This window comes from Moorena sp. SIO1G6 (assembly GCF_010672795.1).
Taxonomy (GTDB): Bacteria; Cyanobacteriota; Cyanobacteriia; order Cyanobacteriales; family Coleofasciculaceae; genus Moorena; species Moorena producens.
In genome coordinates this window covers 1-1,320 of record NZ_JAAHFZ010000187.1, presented here as the reverse complement: position 1 = coordinate 1,320, position 1,320 = coordinate 1, and the positions used below count along the sequence as shown (strand labels likewise).

The following is a 1,320-nucleotide window of genomic DNA, read 5'->3' as shown; positions in this document are numbered from 1 at the left end:
CTGGGGGGGCGACATGAGAGCTAAAAAGTAGACTGTATAAGCTTCATAGCTCTCATACCTCGTAAATAATTATCGAGCTTATGACGACTTAAACGCATCAAAGCATAAACTAATTCCCAACATTTATCCATAAAATTAATCCATTTGTGAGCATACATTCCAATATAAAAACTGCTATGCCTTTTAGTTAATCGCCCATAGTTTTTGACTCTAGTAACATAGTTCTGAACTCCTTTTTTATTAATTATTTCTCCTTTGATTGTGGCAATAAAATAAGCAAAAGACATGATGATAACTAAAGATATAAAACGTTTTCCGACTACATTGCTGCCTTCCATATTATATCCACCACTTTTATAATCTCGAAACATTTGTTCAATATTAAAACGTTTTTTATAAGCGGAGATTGCCTCAGAGGCTTCGTTCATATTTGTTAAAATAAACCAACCTTCTTTGGTCACGGATTTTCGATAACTTTTTTTCCATTTACAAGCGACACTAAATCCTGATATTTGTTGAGTTTTTGTGACTTTAACCTTTTCAAAAAATAATGAAATTCCTGGTTTTAACCCAGAGTTTTCTAAGGAGATCCACCCCTGATTTTTTAATTCAATTTGCTCAGATTTTTTAAGTCTTAAACAAAAGTTAAAGCCTTGTTTGTCGAGCCATTCAGCCAATTTTACTGAACAAAATTCTCGGTCTCCTAAAATTACAACTTTATAGTCATCAAATAGCCCTATGATATTTGAAAATAGTTGTTTCTGCTCCGAAAAGTTACTTGAGCCAAATTTTGATAGAAGTTCAAAATAAACGGGAAGTGCTCGGTTTTTATAAATTAAGCTAACCATCAATAAATTCTTGTTATTCCAATTAGTTCTATCGATAGCTAAATAAATTGTTTCCTGTTTATCAAATGTTTGATAGACCCATTCTCTAATAATTGGAAACCACAGTTTTTTGACTTTAAATATTGGTAATGACAAAAATCTCTGTAACTTTTTACGCCTTGAGTTACATTTAATAGGCAAAGGTAGCGGTGCAGCGCGGTCTTGGGGGTTTCCCCCATGAGCGACTGCACCAAGACAAGATTCAGCCATTTTTTCGAGTTTAACATTTTTGATATCTTGTACAATAATTACTACAAGGTAAAAAAACAATAATTGAGATTCGGAAAGTAGATTTTTTAGATGTTTTTGATATAATTCTTGTATCATTCTCGATTGGTAGGTCGTATTGACAATTTATGACCTATCTTTTTTTACCATAATTCGCTCAATTTAATATATATCAAGGGTTACAGGCCGCTTGTCGCCCCCCCAG

General features: G+C 33.0%; 1 pseudogene. It reads right to left on the bottom strand.

Features of this window, described 5'->3' with window-relative positions:
* Window positions 1–1,214, bottom strand: a pseudogene (locus F6K63_RS36930) (IS4 family transposase); the annotation flags it as partial.
* Window positions 1,215–1,320 lie beyond the last annotated feature (106 nt).